Origin of the sequence: Vibrio campbellii CAIM 519 = NBRC 15631 = ATCC 25920 (assembly GCF_002163755.1) — a bacterium.
GTDB lineage: Bacteria > Pseudomonadota > Gammaproteobacteria > Enterobacterales > Vibrionaceae > Vibrio > Vibrio campbellii.
Genome location: NZ_CP015864.1, coordinates 752,804 through 772,714, shown reverse-complemented (window position 1 = coordinate 772,714; position 19,911 = coordinate 752,804). Strand labels below are relative to the sequence as shown.

The 19,911-nt window shown below is 44.0% G+C and carries 16 protein-coding genes and 1 pseudogene; 10 read left to right on the top strand and 7 right to left on the bottom strand.

What is annotated here, in order from left to right; translation table 11 throughout:
* Positions 1-3: 3 nt before the first annotated feature.
* From A8140_RS19400 to A8140_RS19380, 4 genes are all read right to left on the bottom strand, one after another.
* The gene (locus tag A8140_RS19400; RefSeq protein WP_005531556.1) at positions 4-1,782 is read right to left on the bottom strand and encodes a S8 family peptidase; all 1,779 of its coding nucleotides are present in this window, start codon (positions 1,780-1,782) and stop codon (positions 4-6) included.
* A gap of 255 nt (positions 1,783-2,037) precedes the next feature.
* A complete protein-coding gene (locus tag A8140_RS19395) occupies positions 2,038-2,373 on the bottom strand; it encodes a hypothetical protein (RefSeq protein WP_005531559.1) in 336 nt (111 codons plus the stop codon).
* 9 nt (positions 2,374-2,382) lie between these two features.
* Positions 2,383-4,158 carry a tetratricopeptide repeat-containing diguanylate cyclase gene (locus tag A8140_RS19390; protein WP_033000135.1) on the bottom strand — a complete coding sequence of 592 codons (1,776 nt, stop codon included), beginning with the start codon at positions 4,156-4,158 and terminating at the stop codon, positions 2,383-2,385.
* 792 nt (positions 4,159-4,950) lie between these two features.
* Positions 4,951-6,207 carry an aromatic amino acid transport family protein gene (locus tag A8140_RS19380; protein WP_005531563.1) on the bottom strand — a complete coding sequence of 419 codons (1,257 nt, stop codon included), beginning with the start codon at positions 6,205-6,207 and terminating at the stop codon, positions 4,951-4,953.
* 358 nt (positions 6,208-6,565) lie between these two features.
* Here A8140_RS19380 and A8140_RS19375 point away from each other — a divergent pair, with 358 nt between their 5' ends.
* The 3 genes and pseudogenes from A8140_RS19375 to A8140_RS19365 all read left to right on the top strand — a co-directional run bounded on the left by A8140_RS19375 (position 6,566) and on the right by A8140_RS19365 (position 8,592).
* Positions 6,566-7,000, top strand: a complete 435-nt coding sequence (locus A8140_RS19375) for a GNAT family N-acetyltransferase (protein ID WP_005531565.1) — start codon at positions 6,566-6,568, stop codon at positions 6,998-7,000.
* A 271-nt stretch (positions 7,001-7,271) separates the two neighbouring features.
* Positions 7,272-7,409 (top strand): annotated as a pseudogene (locus tag A8140_RS25245) (glycosyl transferase family protein); the annotation flags it as partial.
* Between the two features lie 265 nt (positions 7,410-7,674).
* Positions 7,675-8,592: a dienelactone hydrolase family protein gene (locus A8140_RS19365; protein ID WP_005531570.1), complete on the top strand. Its 918-nt coding sequence runs from the start codon at positions 7,675-7,677 to the stop codon at positions 8,590-8,592.
* Positions 8,593-8,689: 97 nt separating this feature from the next.
* On the opposite strand, the gene A8140_RS19360 is transcribed toward A8140_RS19365, so the two are convergent.
* A complete protein-coding gene (locus tag A8140_RS19360) occupies positions 8,690-9,094 on the bottom strand; it encodes a PPC domain-containing DNA-binding protein (RefSeq protein ID WP_005531573.1) in 405 nt (134 codons plus the stop codon).
* A 1-nt stretch (position 9,095) separates the two neighbouring features.
* A complete protein-coding gene (locus A8140_RS19355) occupies positions 9,096-9,671 on the bottom strand; it encodes a TetR/AcrR family transcriptional regulator (RefSeq protein ID WP_005531575.1) in 576 nt (191 codons plus the stop codon).
* Positions 9,672-9,931: 260 nt separating this feature from the next.
* On the opposite strand from A8140_RS19355, the gene A8140_RS19350 reads away from it, so the two are divergent.
* The 4 genes from A8140_RS19350 to A8140_RS19335 all read left to right on the top strand — a co-directional run bounded on the left by A8140_RS19350 (position 9,932) and on the right by A8140_RS19335 (position 13,013).
* Entirely contained in the window at positions 9,932-10,546 is a 615-nt protein-coding gene (locus A8140_RS19350; protein WP_005531577.1) for a glutathione S-transferase, read from the top strand.
* A 252-nt stretch (positions 10,547-10,798) separates the two neighbouring features.
* A complete protein-coding gene (locus tag A8140_RS19345) occupies positions 10,799-11,059 on the top strand; it encodes a hypothetical protein (protein WP_005531579.1) in 261 nt (86 codons plus the stop codon).
* A 21-nt stretch (positions 11,060-11,080) separates the two neighbouring features.
* Positions 11,081-12,754, top strand: coding sequence for a SpoIIE family protein phosphatase (locus tag A8140_RS19340; protein ID WP_005531581.1), 1,674 nt, complete (start codon positions 11,081-11,083; stop codon positions 12,752-12,754).
* A gap of 19 nt (positions 12,755-12,773) precedes the next feature.
* Positions 12,774-13,013 (top strand): hypothetical protein, encoded by a 240-nt coding sequence (locus A8140_RS19335; RefSeq protein WP_005531584.1) that lies wholly within the window; start codon positions 12,774-12,776, stop codon positions 13,011-13,013.
* A 77-nt stretch (positions 13,014-13,090) separates the two neighbouring features.
* Here the strand turns inward: A8140_RS19335 and A8140_RS19330 are convergent, their stop codons facing one another.
* Positions 13,091-13,516: an ester cyclase gene (locus tag A8140_RS19330; RefSeq protein ID WP_005531586.1), complete on the bottom strand. Its 426-nt coding sequence runs from the start codon at positions 13,514-13,516 to the stop codon at positions 13,091-13,093.
* A 116-nt stretch (positions 13,517-13,632) separates the two neighbouring features.
* On the opposite strand from A8140_RS19330, the gene A8140_RS19325 reads away from it, so the two are divergent.
* From A8140_RS19325 to A8140_RS19315, 3 genes are all read left to right on the top strand, one after another.
* On the top strand, positions 13,633-14,523 hold the full coding sequence (locus tag A8140_RS19325) for a LysR family transcriptional regulator (RefSeq protein WP_021018255.1): 891 nt from the start codon (positions 13,633-13,635) through the stop codon (positions 14,521-14,523).
* A 305-nt stretch (positions 14,524-14,828) separates the two neighbouring features.
* A complete protein-coding gene (locus A8140_RS19320) occupies positions 14,829-16,148 on the top strand; it encodes a peptidoglycan DD-metalloendopeptidase family protein (protein WP_005531590.1) in 1,320 nt (439 codons plus the stop codon).
* Between the two features lie 819 nt (positions 16,149-16,967).
* Positions 16,968-19,856, top strand: coding sequence for an Ig-like domain-containing protein (locus tag A8140_RS19315; RefSeq protein WP_005533161.1), 2,889 nt, complete (start codon positions 16,968-16,970; stop codon positions 19,854-19,856).
* The last annotated feature ends 55 nt before the right edge of the window (positions 19,857-19,911 follow it).

The window sequence follows — 19,911 nt, the reverse complement described above, 5'->3', positions numbered from 1 at the left end:
TCCTTAGTGACCGAAGATACGCATAGACCAGTTTTTGATAACACCTGGTTTTGCGTTGTTAGCCATCGGTACATCATAGATAGCTGAAGAATTGAAATATGCAATGAATGAGAACACTTCATCACCGTTGGTATCGATCGCTCGTAGTGTCCATTCGCCTTTCGCGTTTTCACCGTAGAATTGGTTAGAAAGCAGCAACTGGTTTTCATAACCCGTTACTGTTGGATCAAGAGATTGACCAACGAGACCATTACGCGGTGTTTGCAGAACTGAACGTGTACCTGATGGAGAAATCAGCTCAATTGCCAAATCTGGTAGACGCGAGTGTTCAAGTGTTAGTTTCACTTGTACTGACTCAACAGTAATGTCATCGGTTACAGCAATCGCTGAAGAACCACCCGCCAAGCTCGCGTCTGGAACACTCACTTCCGTCGCATTGCTTGCCCAAGGTGTAATTACTTGGGCAGGTAGAACACTGTTTGTCATACGAGCACGTTTCATTGCTTCATCTAGGTTAACTGCGCCAAAACCGTAGAAGGTATGGAAGTCAAAGCCAGCTGCGTTTGTCTGCCATGGTGAAATCGCTTCGTAGCTTACCAAGTCTCCTTGGCTATTAACGAACTCAAGTTGAACACCTGGGTGGTCTTTGTCGGTTACGCTTGCCGTTTCTGCTAGTAACGCACGGACATCACGAGCGGTTAGCGCATGGTTGGTTGACATAATCGCCGCAATTGCACCAGAAGTGTTTGGCGCCGCTGAAGACGTACCATTCATTGTGCTGGTGTAGTTACAGTTCGGATCTTGCTCAGTACCACCGTGAAGGCCGTTAATACCTAAATCTGCACTGGTGTTTTGACCTTCTTCACAGCCTACTAGGTCTGTCGTTACCATTGCTGGAAAGTCTTGACCGTATTCACCCGCTGGTGCCGCGACCCACACGTTTGAACCTACAGATGAGTAGCTTGCGCGAGTTCCATCAGCACGAAGTGCGCTGGTTACAAGGTTGTAGTAACTCGCATTGTCGTAAGACTGTGCCGCGTTATGCATTGGTAGGCCTTTATTGCCACCGCCTGCGAAGAAGTCGCTAGGAAGCACGAAGAAACGGCCAGTGTTGAAGTAGCGGTAACCATTACCAGCAGATTTTACGAAGACAGCACCACGACCCCAAGCATTGCCTTCGCTAACGTCTTTCATTACATCCATTTCAAGCTTGAACTGCGGATCGTTCTCATCGAATGGAATAGGGTAGATTGGACTAAAACCATAACTTTGGTTGAAAACGCGAACATCGCTGGTTGCAGCGTCCACGCCGTGAGAAATCAACCAACCTTCCAGTGTTTGGTTCGCGAGCCAGTTAAAGCCCATTAGAGAAGAGCGAGAAGCTACGCCACGAACGCCTTCACCGTTGTTACCAACTGCACTGATTAGGCCAGCAACAGCGGTACCGTGGCCATTTGTATCAACTGGGTAATCGGCTGGGAATGAAGAGTCTTCAACGAAGTTTCTACTACCTGTGACTACGTTACCTGCAAGGTCTGGGTGATCGATCTGTACGCCAGAGTCAATAACGGCAACTTTTACACCAACACCAGCAATGCCCATCGCTTGTGTCAGTTTGGTGTTCAAGTCATTGCCCGCAACGGCAGGGTTTGCTGCAAATGCAGTTTGGCCTGTGTTGTTTAGGTGCCATTGCTCAGAGTAGAGCGGATCATAAGCCGAGACGGCAGGTGAAAGGCCTACTGCTAACATTGCAGCGAATAGGCGATTAATGCGTGTTTCCATTTGTGACCTCATGTCTTTGTTTGGAATTTTTGTCCCTGTTCGATACTCCTTTAAACAGGTCTAAACAAAGCTAGCGGCTTAGAATGGAAACGAAAACTGTTTACAGATTATTTACTTTTGTTTTTCGACGCACGACATTTTCTTGACGATAAGAGCTTGAAGTAACGTTGGAATCTAGATATCTGCAGGAAAGATTGCATGTTTAAAAAGCAGAAAAACTAGAGAATTTTTCTGCTTTTTATAGAATGGGATGATTTATATGGCAGGTTGTATGGTTGCCGCAGGTTCTGTAGGGGCTTGTTCTTTACGAGACAGCAGACCGTCAACCACTTTTTCTAAATAAAACTTCTTATACTCCTTATCACACCAACGCTTGTTCAAACCGCGACGGTTAAATTCGGCACCAATTGCCACTCGGGTTTGATTTGATGCGCGGTTGTAATACAGGGTTTCGCATAACTGCATGTTGCTCATCTGCTGAGCGTACACATTAACACTGCTGCTTCTCATTCCTAATTGCGCGGCTTGCTGATTGCTGCACGCGGCCAATACTAAGGGCGACAGTGCAGCGAGAATCCATGTTTTTTTCATTGTGTTTTTCTATGACGTCGAGTGAATTTGGTACTGGTTTCGACCAGATTGTTTGGCATCGTACAGAGCTTGGTCAGCAGCAAAGAACCATTGATTCCACTCCTGTTTGATGATTTGCGCACTTAGCTCGTTAACTGCGCCGAGTGAGATTGTCGCGCCTAGCGATTCAGAGTCAACCTCAAGGTTGCTGTTTTCAACTGCAAGTCTCAAACGATCTAACGTTTTTGCACAGTCATCAGCGTGTCTAATTTCGAACAGCAGCACAAACTCTTCGCCCCCCCAACGGACGAGTAAGTCGCCAGCGCGCGTCGCCTCGTCGAGAACGCGTGCAACGTGCAACAGCATTTTATCGCCTAGGTCATGGCCGTACTGGTCATTGAAGGCTTTGAAATGGTCAATGTCAATAACGGCAAGGGCGAACTTACGGTCAGGGCTTCGACGCGCCATTTGATCCAGCCAACTAGGCAGATAGCGACGATTATGTACCTTCGTTAGCGGGTCAGTGGTATTTTGCTGCGCCAACTCTTCGTTGATCTTGTTCATTTGGCGAATGTAACGGAAAAGCCAAGAACCGATAGCGGCAACAATAAGGAAGTAGAAGATTTCGCGATAACGTTGGGATTCAAGCTCAGAAGCTTGGAGCGCATTCTTCGCTTCGAGAAGGGTCAATTCTTTCTGGGCCAGCTTCGCCTCTAAGTCGAGTTTGATATTGATCATCTCATCGCCATGAACATGGCTATCAAAGCTTTTTTCCAAGTTGCGTAAACGACCCAAATTATCGAATGCTTTTTCAAATTGTTTTAACTCTTGGTTGGCGCGCACGAGTACTAAATACAGGTCCATTTGTTGCTTAGTCTCTGCACTTGCCGTTTCACTTAGGCCTTCCAATGCGGTTTTTGCACTCTCAATCGCTTGCTCATATTTCTCATCCTTAAGGTAGGCTTCGGCAAAAGCTTCGTGGCAGGTGGCTTTTAGGCCTTTTAAGTTTTGCGGGTTCGGAAGTTCTAAACATGTCTGTGCAAGTTGATAAGATTCTTCCATCTTACCTAGTGTGCTAAGAAGTTGGGATAAGTTAGAAACGGAGTTATGCTTAATTCTAGCAGAGCCGGTTGCCATGGAAAGTTGGGCAGCTTGCTCAAAGTAACGTTCTGATTCTTCGTACTTTTCCATGCCATAGTTAATGACGCTTAAGTTCGCATACATGATGGCGAGGAATAAGCTGTTATCATACTTATCATGGCTGCTTAAGTAGCCGTTAATCGCTTGGTCGAGATAGGTTTTTGCCCGCTCCCAATCCGACAGTTCCATGTAAAGTGAAGCGATGTTATTGAGTGTCATCGCAATCTGGATTTCAAACTCAGATCCCTCAAGCAAATCATAGGCGGTTCGATAATGCTTTAAACTGGTTTGTACTTGAACGCGTTGAACCTCTGCATTCCCAAGCCAGCGGTAAGCGCGACCTTGAAGAGAGTTATAGCCAATCTGGCGAGAGATATTGATAACATCGTGCAGAAGAAGCTCGCCTTGCCAAACTTCGTCTGCTTCTATCAGTTCGACGGCTTGGTTTAATTTTGCTTCTGCAATAACCCAAGGCAAATCATGTTGTTTTCCGAATTCAACAAGGTCAGGGAGCTCTGGAATTGGAACGCCTTCGTAACGCTCAAGATAAATACGGGCGAAGTAATAAAGTGCTTGTGAATCCGGAGAGGCGTCCGCGGGTAATGTGAAGTCGTATGATTTGATTGAGCGAGGCTTACCGATAGAGTCGAAATAAAATTCCAACATCGGGTCGTCTTTTATCGAGATATGGTGTCTGAGGTAACTTTCTTTGTTCGCGTGGTCTGCAGAGAAACTGCTGGTTGAACACATCGCGCCAAACACAATCGGAAATAGATACCGTAACGTTTTAAACGGTATAAGCTTTAGACGGTTGATAAAAGCGAACTCTTCAAAGTGAAACACGCAAGAAGTCTATCATTTCTCATCTATGAATAACCACAGATTTAGTTGTTTTATCTGTACATTAAAAGTAACTGTTCAATGAGTGAAAATAGGCCACTGAAATACCGGCGTTTTTAATACAAATTGCTCAAAAATACACGGTTGGACGGATGTCTTTCAGCTTTTCTCGTTAAAGGTAGTTGCCATAAGAATCTTAACAATAGAGTAGGGGAAAGATGAGTAGGTAACTCTGTTCATAAAGAGGATAAAGGATGGGGTAACAGCTCGTAAAAAACCCCTCAATCTCTAAAATTTCATTTAGCTGTCATAAATATTTAATATTGGTATGTCTTGTGAAAAAACATCTTTTTAGACATAGTGTTATTAAGCCATGAAAAAATGGCTGTTCCAACTAAAAAGGAGATTGCCTATGCACAACGAAATGATTCAACCTTCTCGCTTTGGTATTATCGGTCGTACTTGTATCGCTTCAGTAATTATGATCGCAGGTGTTTTCACTCTTATGTAATAAGACGGTAGTTCATCAGTACTGCTAAGAAAATATGGCAAAATTCAGGGAATTACCTTAACAAAAAATAAGGTATTCCCCTGAAATTCCTATCTAAGTCTCTATTCTTAACTCAACAAGCTAAAAACCAACGCACTTACCGCGATAACTCCCGTCATAAGTACAAAGTAGGTCGATGCTTTTCCACGATACTTCTGCAGCCCTTTTACTTTATATACCGCTAGCATTGGCATAATGAACAAGATCATTGCGATGACAGGTCCCGACAGGGCTTCCATCATCCCCAAGATGCTAGGGTTCATGATCGCAGCAATCCAAATAGACACAAACAGTACAACAACACTGATGAGATCTACGCGTTGCTTTGGCATATCAGAATGCTTAGTGATCAAACCATTCAAGCTTTCACGTGCACCAAGGAAGTGACCAAGGAAAGAAGAGGTGATCGCGACAAATGCGACAAGTGGACCTAACGTTGCAATAAAAGGATTGTCCGTAGCGTTTGCTAAGTAAGACAACACAGATACGTTTTGCTCTTTTGCTTCTGCCAGCTGCTGCGGAGATAGCGCAAGCACGCAAGAGAAGACAAACAACAGCACAAAAGCGATCAGCATGATGCTAGTGCGACGTAAAAGAAGCTCAGACTTCGCATCCGCTGCCTTACCATAGTGACGACGTTGAACATTGGCAAAACTTGAGATTGCTGCTGCGTGGCTGAAAGAAAAAATGACGACAGGAATCGCCAGCCACATGGTGCTTGCAAAAGACGACATTTCTGGCGCGTCCATTACTGGCATGCTCCAGTTTGGCATTAAGTAGAATGATAGAAACGCCAGAATCGCCACCAATGGGTAAACCATGATCGCAAAGGCACGCAGCATGACTTTTTCACCCGCCATCATGATAGCAATTAAGCCAAACACTAATACGCCAGATAGTAGGGCACGCGGTAATGACTCCATGCCTGCTTGGTTGACCATAAAGCTGTCGACGGTATTGGTAATGCCAACGCCATAGATTAGTAGGATTGGGAAGATAGAGAGGAAGTACAGCAGCGAAATTGAACGACCCGCTTTCGCGCCAAAGTGTTCTTCTACCACATCGGTAAAATCAGCGTTCTTGATCTTTGAGGACAGGACAAATCGGGCAAGACCACGGTGAGCTAAGTAAGTCATTGGGTATGCAAGAACCGCCATGACAACTAGAGGCCAAAAGCCGCCAATACCAAGGTTAATCGGCAAAAATAGAATACCTGCACCAACAGCAGTACCAAACAAGCTTAATAGCCAGTGTGTATCGTGCTTTGTCCAAGTATTTGTGGTGTTTAATTCACTAAAATTTAACGTATCTCGAGATTCTTTCACTTAAAACTCGCTTTTATAAAAATAATAATCGCGCGGATGGTATATGTTTTAGTGATTGTTATCACATCGAGTGTGTGGTGAATCGTGCTAGTGAAAAGGTGGTGGTGTAAACTATCGAACCATGAAAATTTGAAAAAAGCGATATATAGTTTCAGTTTGATGTGTGTGTGTTGAAATAATATCGCGAAATTTTATGATTTTATGGTTTTAGATGTTGTGCTTAAGCTTTGTTCGATAACATTGTAAGGTGTTCAGAGAGCGAAATCGGTTTAGAAACGCCAAACCCTTGAGCAAACTGAATATTTAATGCTCTTAATGTCTTTCTATGAGCTTTTTGAGCTCGAAAGGAAACGTTTTAATGAAGATTACCCCAGCAGGAAAACAGGATTTGGCGTCCGTACACGCACTTGAACACGTATTGTTTGGTCATCACGCTTACCCTCAGTTTTTCTTTCGACAAGCATTTGATTGCTGGCCGCATGGTTTGTTGATTGCCAAAGAAGAAGAACAAATTACGGGTTATGTACTGATGGCGACAAGCGATGAGCAAAACGAACATTGGATCTTGTCACTTGCGGTTGATAGCCAACATAGAGGCAAAGGGATTGCACGTTCGCTTGTGGAAAATGCAATCGTAAAAGCAAGTTCCGGTTCTGTCATTAAGTTAACTGTCGATCCAAACAATGTGCCTGCTTGCAAGTTGTACACTTTGCTAGGCTTTAAGGTTCTGGAAAAAGAAGAAGATTATTTCGGTGATGGAGAACCGAGACTGGTCATGGCACTAGCCCGTTAATCTTGCACTTCTGTGATACAAGCTCGCCCCTAATCAGTGCATTGCCAAATGTAAAGTGAAAGCTCATTTTGTTAAGTTATTGAAATGTAGTGAAATATAAAATTGGCACTGGGTTTGCAATTTAGATTGTGTTCATCGTTAACTCGATGCGCCGCTTTCCCTTAGCAGGCGGTTAAGCGGATAGGGTATTACTTTTTTGAGCTTTTATAGGCAATGCAGCCTCTCTCGTTTCGGGAGAGGTTTTTTTTCGCTTGAAGCTCAGTATGTTAAGAGGATTCTTGCTATTGGTACAGATATTGATTGGCCATTTTGTGCAGGTAAACGTGAGGTAACAGGCCAAGCTTGGCAACTACTGGCAGTGAAGATCTTTGCCGATAATGGTCATAAAGTGTTGATGTATGGCTATCACGCCTTCTCTTACTGGCATGCCTATTGCGGCCAGTAATAACGTACTATTGTCAATGAATGTAAAACCGATGACGCAAAGTTGTTGAATCTGAATCCATTATCTATTGTTTGAAGAAGGTAAAAGATCCTAGCTCACCAGTGATGTGTTTCACCGCCGCGTTCCGTATCAGGGGTGAAACCACCGTTCAAGAATCAGTCGCGTTCGACTTCGTTTCGCCGCTGAGAGTTTGAAATAAACATATGGTAAGACGTAGAGGACATGGATAATGGTTCTAAAGCATAACCCTCCCAAACAAAAGGCTTCTCATCCTATCCCGCAAGAAGCCTTCGATTGGTACGACGAATACGCCCACGGAAAAATCTCGCGCCGTGAGTTTCTTAATAGGTTAGGTGGTCTTGCGGTGCTTGGCTTTAGCATGACAGTACTGGTCGATGCGTTAACTCCGAATTACGCACTGGCAGAACAAGTTTCATTTAACGATCCTGACATCAAAGCAACCTACGAAACCTTCCCATCCCCAAACGGGCATGGAGAAGGGCGCGGCTATTTGGTGATGCCACAGAAGAAGACCTTAAAATCACCGACGGTGTTAGTGGTTCACGAAAATCGTGGGTTGAACCCTTATATCAAAGACGTGGCTAGGCGACTCGCGAAAGACGGCTTTATTGCTTTTGCTCCAGACGCACTTTATCCACTCGGCGGCTATCCGGGGAACGACGATGAAGGTCGCGCCATGCAGAAAGAGATGGACAGATCTAAGATCGAGCAAGACTTTATTGCGGCGGCTAATTTCATCAAACAGCATGAGGATGGAAATGGTAAGTTGGGGGCGGTCGGGTTCTGCTTCGGTGGATACATCGTCAATATGCTTGCAGCAGTAATGCCGGAAGAGTTGGATGCAGGTGTGCCTTTTTATGGAACACCCGCGGCGCAAAAGATCCAAAAGCAAGTCAAAGGGCCATTGATGATTCACTTTGCAGGGCTCGATAAGCGTGTTAACGACACATGGCCTGCTTATGAACAGCAATTGATTGCAACCGACGCACAGTATCAAGCTCTAATGTATGAGAACGTCAACCATGGTTTCCACAACGACTCAACAGCACGCTACGCACCGGAAGAAGCAGCACTCGCTTGGGAGCGCACATTAGACTTCTTCAAAGAACATCTCGCCTCTAGTTAAAACGCTTCAACTTTAGTTGGCACATTACGTATATATTTTAGTAAGCAAGAAACGAATAAAGCTCCAGAGACACCATAGTTGGCTTTGGAGCTTTTTACTATTTGGAAGGATTCACTTGGAGTTCGGTATAGCCAGTCGAGTCGTCCATCGCTCTGGTAAACTCAAGTTTTGAGTAAGAATGGATGATCAATTCTGCGGTAGTATCAATCACTGTGCCTTCCAGCAAATGCCCACCCCAGACTCGTCCTTCACGATCAGACACTGAGATATGAACGTGCTGATGCTCAGGCGTTAGGGTTCCCATCACAGAGACGATTTCAAATGGCTCTTGTTTGGTTAACGTGCTTTCTGCACCTGCCAAACGAAGGTTGAGGTCAGAAACACAACCAACGCATGAAGCAATCGAGCCAGCGTTAATACCATGCTGCTCGACCAATTTCGCAAGGCTCAGTTTTAAGTCCATGCCTTTGGTAAGACGTACGGCTATCACTTCAATCGACATGTTACTTCCTAATCAAAACCAGTAAGCATGAAAGCGCCGTATCCAAATCGGCATAACGTTTGGCTTTGCCCAGCACGCGCATGCCTTGCATGTTGTTGAGAACAAAACGAGCGAGTTCTTCTGGTTTCAGCGTTTTCGGTACTAAGGTTTCTTTTTGCGCATTGGTCAGCGCATCCGCAATGATGTCGATAAGATGGTCAAATAAGAAATGCCCTTTGCGCAGTACGTCATCGTCTTCACCTGCATGCTCAATCAACGCATTTTGAATAAAACACCCACAGTTGCGTTTGCGTTGCAGCTCAGCAAAAGATTTAAGGAACGATTCTAACTCAGGTAAAGACGCGTCGTCTTTTTCCAGATCATTCAGTGACGGTAGCGAGACCTTTTTCAAGTATGCATCGAGCGCTTCGTAGTAGAGCTGTTGCTTGTCACCATAAGTGTTGTAAAGACTGAAGCGGTTGATGTTCAACTCGTCGGTGAGATCCGAGATTGACGTGTTCGCAAAGCCCTTACGCCAAAACACATCCATAGCCACGAGAAGCTTTTCATCTCGGTCGAAATTGGCTTTTCTTGCCATAAATTACCTGCCTGGGTCTGCTTATCGGGTAATTGAATCATTTTGGAGGGATGGCACAGAGAACCTCTAGCGTTCGAACTGAACCAAAATAGTGAAACTCCAAATCCATACGAACTCACAAACGGCATCAAAAATCTCGCTCAGCAAACAGACCCAAAACTGTTTGAAAATTTTTGATAATGAAGTTCTTGACTGATCGTTTATAAACTGACTACAGTATATCCTAACCAATCGGTTAGAAAAAGATAAAAGGATGTGAAATGAAGCTGTATGAAACCGCAATGACTCCAAGTTGTAAGCGAGTTAGCATTTTTCTAAAGGAAATCGGTGGAGAGGTTGAGCGAGTAGCGCTGAATGTGCGCGAGGGCGATAACCTATCTGAAGCGTTTAAATCGAAAAGTGTGAACGGCAAAGTGCCTCTACTGGAATTGGATGATGGCACGACGATCTGTGAAAGCGTGGCGATTTGTCGCTACCTAGATGAAGCGTTTGAAAATGATCTGGCGCTGTTTGGTGCTAACCAGCTAGAACGTGCTCAGGTGGAAATGTGGCATCGCGTTGTCGAATTCCAAGGTTTGTACACGGCTTTTCAGGCGTTTCGCAATATCACAGCAATTTACCAAGACCGTGAAAACTGTGTTGTTGCGTGGGGTGACGAATCGAAATCTCGCGTGTTGGAGTTCCTACCTACGCTAGATAAGCGCTTGTCAGAAAGTGAGCACATCGCCACGGACAACTTCACCATTGTGGACATTACTGGCTACATTTTTGTTGGTTTTGCTGTAAATGGTTTGAGTATTGAAGTCTTCGAAACTTACCCAAATATTGCGCGTTGGTTTGAACAAGTATCGGTGCGTGAGGCATTCCAAGACTGAGGCTGAGTCCTCATCAACAAAGCAGTGAAGCTTGTACAAATTCGCTGCTTTTTGTCGTTTTAAGCGTAAAGATCTTCAATTTTTTAGGGTTTTCTCTTTTTTCAGCCACTCTCCTATAATTAACTTTGTTAATGAAACAACCTCAATTGGCTCTCACGGCGTTTTAGAACGTTACGTTCTTAGTCTGTAGACGTCCCAATCATTATTGGACTTTACCAAGTAATGAAGGACACCAAGCGACAAGGAGAGGTTATGAGTGTTCGATGTACAACCATCAACGGCGTGTTGTGTACGCTACTCGTAGCGTCTGTGTGCGGGCTCGTGGCCATGTATCAAAGTCACACTCAGCAACATCAACAAATTGAACTGCTGCGTGGGCAACTGGTGGAAAAAGAAAACCAAATCGTAGTCTCGAATGAGGCATTATCTTACACCCGTTATCAACACCAACTTTTAGCGGAAGATTACAGCCGTTTCAGAGATGCCCAATCCATGAATAGCGTGCTGCAATAGAACAAACGGGCAAGGAGACGCATGAAGTCCATATTGTTGGTTGACGACAGCAAAACGGTTCTGCTCTACACGACCAGTGCATTGCAAAAGCAAGGGTACGAGGTCATTGCCGTTGAAGATGGTGAGTCTGCGTTAGAAGTACTGAATCACCGAACTGACATTCAGTTTGTCCTCAGTGATTTGATGATGCCGGGCATTAGTGGCATTGAGCTTTGTCGTGAGCTTAAGTCGTCGGCGTTTTCTCGTTATATCTTCTTTGTTCTCCTTTCTTCATATAACGATCAAGAATCCATCATCAAAGGCATGGATGCAGGTGCCGATGACTTTGTTGATAAGAGGACCTCTGTCGCTGAGCTGCAAGCGCGAATTCGAGCGGGTTTTCGTACTTTAGAGCTGCACAATACGCTCACGACAAAAAACCAAGAGCTCGATTTAGCGTATCAAACCATTCAGCAGGATCTGGATTCTGCTGGAGAGTTAATGGGGCAACTGTTGCCCGTTGAAGAACAGATTCACACGGCACAATTTAGCTTCACTTATGTCCCTTGTACCAAGATCGGTGGGGATATGTTGGGTTATGTTGAGCTTGATGAATCGCATGTTGCGTTTTATGTCTTCGATGTTTCCGGGCACGGTATTTCTTCGGCGTTAATGGCGTTCTCGATTCAACAAGCTTTGTTACAACGTAACAAATTAGAGTCGATAACGTTAGATTGGAGTGACAACGAATACCGCATCAGTAAGCCTGTGGCTGTGATTGAAAGGCTCAATCGACGCTACCAGCAAACGCAGAACGGCAAGCTCTATTTCACTATCGAATACGCCGTGTTGAACACCAAAACCGGTGAACTAAACTATTGCACAGCAGGGCATCCTAAATTTGTTTGGCAACAGACGAAACAAAACCGCTTGGAACTTGTTGGCGACAACAACTTCATTGTCGGGGCATTGGAGCCAATGATATACCAAGGTGGACGCATCCAACTTAAGCCTGATGACGCGCTTTGGTTTTTCTCCGATGGCTTATTGGAAGCTAAGCAAGGCGAGGAGCTTTACGGCATTGACCGACTGTTAGCCAACATCGAAAGGAGTAAAGCGATGCCAGAAAAAGCACAAACTAATGCTGTTTTAAAGCAAGTGCAAAACTGGCAAGGAAAACCAGAACTCGACGATGATGTGAGCTTGTTGAAAGTGCGATGGTTGGGCTCAGCACAATCGCAAGCCGTTTATTCGCCGAGGGTGGTGTTCCAGAAATCCTATCAAGCATCTTTAGAAGTTTCGCGCCAAGCGAGTCTCGAATTGGTTGAGTTCCTTCAACAACATTCGGTTTCTTCTCATGCCATGCAAGCGTTGGAGTTATGTGTGGTAGAACTCATGAACAACGCGTTTATTCATGCCTATCAAGAACAAGCAGGGAAAACGGTTGAGTTAGAATGCGAAGTGCTTCGAGGTGAAAAAACAAAAGTTGAGCTGCGCGTGGCTGATTACGGAAACGGTATTGATGACGACACGTTCAAAGGTCACATCTTTAAGCAAATTGAAGCCCCTAACTTGCTCGATGAAGACAGTTGGTTGCCTTCTGGGCGAGGGCTAATATTGATCGCTCAAATGACAGATGTGTTTTCTGTATCACATCAAGGGGAACGTAATTGTTTTACGGTGGTGGTAACTCTCGACGAAAGGCAAAGTCTATAATTCTTTAAAGGCTTTACTCGTGGAAGTCAAACATGTCGCAAATAGAAATCAAACGGGACCGGCCACGTGTCGGAAAGCAGACTGGATTGATGCGACAAAAAGCAGTATTCACAAAGGGTTGAGTAAAGAAGCCATCGCAGAAGTTGAAGCGGCTTTTCCAAATTTAGTCTTTCATGACACCTTGTTGCGCCGTGCAAAAGATTATGGTGGTTCAACACTCGTAGGCGTCAAAGTGACGCTGGGTATCGTTAAGTGGTAGTCTGACTATTGAATGGTCTAAAAGTAGGGCTCTACTCGCGAGCCCTATTTTTCTCTAAATGGCATTGGTTACTGGTGCTATCGTGTGATCGTTAACCCTAGTTGAGTTGCCATACTTAACTCGTTTCGCTCTACGATTTCTTCAATTACTTTACCTTCTTGGTTAAAGCGAAAGTAGGTAAGGCTTGTCCATGTAACATCTTTACCTGATACATCGAAGTCCATCCAAGTATTTGCATTTTGGGCTTTATGAGTTAGGGCGACTACTACCTGGTCTTCTGCTTCTACAATGCGTTGAAAGCTTGTCTCAAGACTCTGATAACGTTCAGTTACGCAAGATTTCAATTTTGCTTCAAACTCGACTAATCCTTTTAATGTTCTTCCACAGTCAGGGCGGTAAATAATTGCATCTTCAGCGAAAAACTCCCCCACACGCTCTGTTGCCTTACCGTCAACACAAATCTTAAAGTAATTTCTTATAGTCTGGACCTGTTTACTTTCCATTTCTTTATCCTATTGTTGCTTGTTGAGTTGATTGAATTTTTGATCAGAAAATGATGCTTGAACAGGGCAGATAAGGTCGATAGTATGTCAACAAATAGTAAACAATGACTTTTTTGATGAACTTAATTACGCTAATTAAATCGTTTATTTGCACCGTAGAGGAAGGCAGTTTTACTGGCGCATCTAAGAAACTAGGTGTGTCTAAATCTCTAGTGAGTCGCAATGTTAGAGATCTAGAAACTTATCTTGGAACGCGATTAATGAACCGCTCAACCAAGGCACTCTCTCTTACGGACGCTGGTCATCAGTATTATCAAGAGGCACATGTTCTGATTCTGCAACTTGAAGCGCTGAACGACACTATGAAATTTAATAGTAATGACATTTCTGGCACTTTAAATATTCTCGCACCAAATGGTTTGACAGAAATCATACTCATGCCGTTTATTTGCAGTTTCAGTGATAAATACCCGGAGCTAAGATTGAATTTGCTGCTCGATGATGGCCTAGATGATCTCTCCTCTCAAGGGTATGACGTAGCTATTCGTTCTGGTCATTTGGTAAAGCAAGACTCTGATTTGATCGCAACAAAGATTACAGAAAACATGAGTGTGATTTGTGCAACGCCGCAATACTTAGAAAACACCTCCTCACTTTTGCACCCCCGAGATCTGCATTCTCATCGAATTATCGAAGACCCAAACTTAAAAAATTATAAGTTGTGGCGATTTAACAAAATGGGAAAAGAGCTTGATGTGCAAGTATCGCCATCTCTTTGCGTTAACAGTGTACAGGCCGTGAAAACTGCGCTGAAGCAAAACTATGGAGTTGCAATGCTTCCAAGAGCCTTTGTAGAAGATGAGCTTTGTAGGGGCGAGTTTATAGAAGTACTAAAAGACTACCAATTGCCAACGAGAATGGTCTACGCGCTTTATAGAGGACGCTCTAACACACCGAGAAAGGTCAAAGTCTTTATCGAAGAGCTAAGAGCGTACTTTGTACTTTGATGTTTGTTCGCTTCTGAGTATCCACATGTTCTATGTTTATCGTTATTGAAACCAGGAGTGAGATTATCGATTAGCTTGTTTACTTTTTAATTCAACCAAGAAGATGGAAACTAAAACACGATTTGGTAATCATAGAGAAGGGCAAGGTTGACTTGGCCTTTTTTTCTATAAGCTTTCCTGATCAAAAGAGTGGCTTATAGAACCCAATAAAGCTTAGAAACAAAGTTCTCAAATACGTAATGTTTTCATTGTGATTGTATGATGTTATAACATAACAACTATTGTTTTCAGTCAATCCAAGTATTATGAAGTTTGTTCGTTATTCACTCATTACTGTCGCTGCTACCGCATTCTCTCTCGCAGCTTACCTCACCTATCAAGCAGAAACGAAACCTGAAGAAATCACCATTAAGGTGACGCCTTATTCTCAGTTAGAGAGCGCTCCAAAGTCTGGCGCTCAATCAACGGAGGCGACACAAAAAAATGGCCGCTCCGCTGAAGGTCATGACACCATTGCTCGTATTCATTACTTCGTCAAAGTCGGCGATACGCTTAGTACCATTTTTTCTTCATGGGGTGTGCCGTACGAAACGACGCAGAAGCTTCTTGAAGCTGACTTAATCTCACTTAAGCTCGATACCATTAAACCAGGCGACCACCTCGAGTTTGTGGTGGATAGAGACACTAAAACCTTACAGCAAGTGATTTTCCATGAGAGCCTCGTTGAACGCGCGATCTACACGCAAAACAGCGATGGTACTTTTGCGTATGACTTTGTGGAAGAGCCGGGTGAATGGCGTGAGGAAATGCACTCAGGGACGATCAACGGTAGCTTCTCATCGTCTGCTCATCGACAAGGCTTAACTACGACCCAGATTGCCAACATCACACGTGTATTGCGCGATAAAGTGAATTTTGCTCGCGAACTTCGTGCTGGTGATAGTTTTCATGTGTTGGTTCGTCGCCAATATGTTGATGATCATTTAACTGGCAATACAGAAGTACAAGGCATTGCAATCAAGATGCGCGGCAAAGATGTGGAGGCGTTTTTGGCGGAAGATGGACGTTTTTATGACCGAGATGGAAACAGCCTTGAGCAAGCATTCAATCGTTACCCAGTCGACAAACAGTTCCGTCGTATTACCTCACCTTTCAACCCTTATCGGAAACACCCAGTGACAGGACGTATCTCACCACATAATGGCACGGATTTCGCGACGCCTGTTGGCTCTCCAGTCTACTCTACTGGCGATGGTAAAGTGATTGCGATTCGTAACCATCCTTATGCGGGGAAATACTTGGTAATAGAGCATAACAGTGTCTACAAAACGCGTTATCTGCATTTGAGCCGTTTCTTAGTTAAGAAAGGAGACCATGTTAAGCGTGGGCAGAAAATTGCGCTTTCCGGAGCGACAGGCCGTCTAACAGGCCCACACCTGCACTTCGAAGTACTGGTACGAAATCGCGCGGTCGATTCAATGAAAGCAGACTTGCCACTGGCAAGCTCGATCCCAAGTAAAGACAAGCCTGCATTCTTGGCAAGAATTTCTCAGTTTGATGACATGGTTGCCACAGAGCAAAACGCTAGCAATGTGAACGCGAAAGAGGAAAAACGAACTTCTTGAGCCTAATCTCAGATAAAAAGTGCAATACGCAGTGAAAGGTAGGCTTCGGCTTGCCTTTTTTGATTCTAATACTTGGAGAAATAGTGGGTAAAATAAACACAAAACAAGCGTAAATACATTATCGTCAAGGTCGACCTATATTAGAAAAAGTGAAAGGTTAGATTGATAGTTAGATTATTAATTGAGCTATTAAGTTGAAAATAGAATTAATACTCTAGATGTTGTAGGATAATTATTATTTCTGTAGCTCATGAAAAATGTGTGACATTAATTCCAAATGAAAACAAATGTTGACTTCAGTTTTTTATTAATTTTGCATCTTTGCTTCATATTTCAAAGTAGTATTGAAATGAAACAAACATTCATGTGACTTATTTGTTGTGCGAAATTTACTACATGGCAATCATGTGGTTTATTTTTTTAAATATGATTTTTATTAAGCTTTATCATTTAAATTGTTGTTATATTTGGTTTTTATGATTTTTTTGACCAGCTTGTTATAGTCTCTTTTTATGTCGTTGAAACCTTTCCTTTCCAGCTAAATTCAATAGCTTTCGTTTCGCTAAATTAAAGGTGGCTAATTAAGTTTATTCTATAAATAGTATTTAATTAGTTCTGATATAATCATATGTTTTATAAAAATGTGGTTTTATTCCCATAAATAGATAAATTTTGATATTTATCCCAGAAGTGAAAATGAATTTTTGCCTTGGTTATTTTTATTTATAAATTAAGTGTACTTGCAAGGGATCGTTGAATTGCCAATTGCAGGTTTTTGTACAGTACCTAAATAATTAATATAAGACTAAGGACTTAAATATGTATCTAAGAAAGGGCAGTGCTAATCAGACCAGTTCCATTGGTTATCGTACGTTAGGGCTAACAATGCTTTGTTCTGGCTTATTGTTGAATCCAATTTCACAAGCCATGGCCGCAGAGTTCAGCACCGATGCGGTAGCTCAGTCAGAAAGTGAATACTGGAGCACCTATAAGCTAGATATCACAAACACAGGCTCAGATAGCGCAGACATGCGTGAAGCTGTGATCGAATTTTTATTGCCGGTAGCGATTAACGAAATCAATTGGGCGTCAAACCATCTTTCTTACCCATCATGGGAAATCTCTCATACGACGCAAGCGGATGGTGTATTGAACTCGGTGACATTGACGTTCCCAGAAGGCTCTTGGGTTGATAGTGAGCTGGCCTCAGGTGAATCTGCGGCATTGACGATCTCTTTCGGTGGCGAATTGAATGACCTGAACGCGTTTGAGAATTCTGTTGTGGTGAAAGTGGATGGCGACGTTGTTCCGCCACCAGAGTTTTCACTGGATATCTTAGCGCCTGCTCAAAACTCCGTGGTTTACACAGGTACGAATGTTGACATCATCACGGGTGTCGAAGGTGACGGTGCAAGCAAACTAGAATTCTGGGCAAACAGTACCAAATTGGGCGAGCAAGACGTTGTAGAAGGCACAACAGAATACCAGCAAGCTTGGCTTCCAGCAGAAATTGGTGCCGCGTCGATCACTGTAATGGCGTTCAATGACAATGGTGACAAACTCACAGAGAAAGCGATTCAAGTGACGGTAGAGTCAGAATCGACGGCGCCAAACCCACCTGTAATTGAGTTTATCTCGCCAGACGCAGGCTCTTCTCACCAAAAAGGTGACAGCATCACAATTTCAGCGCATGTGACGGATGCAGATGATGACTTAGCGACCGTTAAGTTCTTCGCTAACGATGCAGAAGTGTGTTCTCTTGATGCGAAAGCGACGCAAGATTTCTCTTGTGACTGGACAACGCAAACGGCAGGCTCTACTGCGCTTCGTGCGGAAGCAAAAGATGACGAACAACATGTCTCTAGTAAGAACTTAACCATTACGGTGACAGATACAAGCACAAGCTGTGGTGACATACCTCAGTACGAAGATGGTGTGGCCTATAAAGTCGGTGATGAAGTCACTAACATTGGCAATATCTACTCATGTACGGTAGCGGGTTGGTGTGGTAACCCAGTATGGACACCAGGAACAGGTCATTCAAGTTATCCAGATGCGTGGAAAGATGCATGGAATGAAGTTGGTGAGTGTGATCCGAACCCAGTGCCAGTGGTGGACGTTCAATCGCCGCAAGATGGACAGAAAATCGCACCTAACCAATCATTCGACGTGGTTGTCGATGCTACGGATGACACTGAAGTTGCCCGCGTTGATGTTCAATTGAATGGTCAAGTGGTTGCGACATCAAACACGCCTTCTCAAGGAGATACTTACACCATCACGGTGCCTGCCCAAGTCGAAGGCCAATACACATTGACGGTTGTTGCTTACGATGATCAAGGTGCGAGTGCAGAGGCGGCGCCAATTTCTTTAGCGATTACCGATAAAGACTTGGTTGTTTCTCTAGCATCTCCTGTCGATGGTTCAAGCTACTTCGAAGGTCGTGCGATTTCGATCAAAGCAGACGCGAAGAGCTACGAAGGTGATATTTCCTCGGTTAGCTTCATCGCGAATGGCAGCGAGCTGTTTAAAGACACTGAAGCACCTTATGAATATGAATGGCTAGGTGCTCAGAAGGGCACATACGCTATCACAGCAAAAGCGGTGAATACGGCCAACCAAGAGCAAACCTCTGCAACGTCTAACATTACGGTGAAAGAGAGCACAGGTGGTGGCGGTTTAGTCGACAACCCTGACCGCTCTATCAGTTACCTAACGTCTTGGGGTTTGAATGACTACGAAGAGTTATTCAACTCAGAAGGTGATGGTTACCTATTGTCATTTGGTAAGTGGGACGCAAGCGGTAACATCACGATCTCTGATGGCATGCTAACGCCACCGAATTACAATCCGGACTGGATGCCAACACAGTACCTAGCATGGTCAACGCTCAAGCATGACAATGAAAATGTTACTATGATGGTCGCGTTTGGTGGTCAAACTTACGAAAGCATTTGGTCGGCTATCAGTACGCCTGAAAGCCGTGAATCGGTTGCGACAGGTTTGGTTGATTTGGTGCATACACCATTCCCTGTGTACAAAAAGAACCTAAAACCTGAAGAGATGGAAGGCGAGTGTCTTGCAACAAATTCAGACGGTAGCTGTGACTACAGCAAGTACCAACTAGCGGGTTACGTGCACATTGATGGTTTAGATTTCGACTTCGAGAAAGCGGCACGAATCACGGACAAAGAGAATCAGGACCTGACGGCTTTGATCAAACTAATCCGTGAGAAAGTGGGCAATACGAAGGTTCTGTCTCTGACGACTTACCACGTAGGCGCGGATCCAGTTGAATGTATGGACGCGAGCGTATTTGAAAACTGTTCTTACATTGAAGAGTCTGGCCGCTCATCTCACCACGGTGAAGTGATTGATTTGTTGAAAGCGACCAAGAATGACTTTGATTTCTTCAACGTGATGACATACGACGCGGGTCGAAACTTCCTATACGAAGTGGCGATGGCAAACTATGCTGAATACATTGGAGACAAGTCGAAGATTGTTTTAGGTAATACGATCAACAGTCAGTGGGCACCAGGTGGTAACTTTGTCGAAACACGCCAGAACAACCTAGACCGTGCTAAATGGCAGAAAGATAACGGTTATGGTGGCTTCTTTATGTGGACGTTGGGTTCAAACAACCAAGGTTTGAGCATGGCAGAGCAAGTGGACTACTTTAACGACATGATCGGCGTAAGCAAGTAGTACTCACCTCATCTTGTAATCTACTTGAACGACGGAAGGCTCTTATGCCTTCCGT